Source organism: Mesorhizobium sp. M5C.F.Ca.ET.164.01.1.1, assembly GCF_004792125.1.
Classification (GTDB): Bacteria; Pseudomonadota; Alphaproteobacteria; order Rhizobiales; family Rhizobiaceae; genus Mesorhizobium; species Mesorhizobium wenxiniae.
On sequence record NZ_SRTG01000646.1, the window covers coordinates 1 to 278 of the forward strand.

At 66.2% G+C, this 278-nt stretch carries 1 protein-coding gene; it reads left to right on the plus strand.

Annotation, left to right across the window (positions count from 1 at the left end; translation table 11 throughout):
* The coding region (locus EN807_RS35120; protein WP_135938130.1) for a GNAT family protein at nt 1–278 on the plus strand (278 nt) is incomplete at both ends.

The following is a 278-nucleotide window of genomic DNA, read 5'->3' on the forward strand; positions in this document are numbered from 1 at the left end:
GCTGGCAGCCGGACGAGCTCGACCGCACCGCCTGGCGACTGCGCATCAGCCGCTACCGCGAGGATTACGCGCAAGGCACGGCCATCGCCTTCTTCATCTACGAGAAATCGAGCGGCAAGCTTGCCGGCGGCATCACGCTCGGCAACATCCGCCACGGCGTCGCGCAGAGCGGCCATATCGGCTACTGGATCGGCGAACGCTTCGGCAATCGGGGCCTGATGACCGAGGCGGTCAAGCTGGTGTCGCGCTTTGCCTTCGATACGCTGCGGTTGCACCGG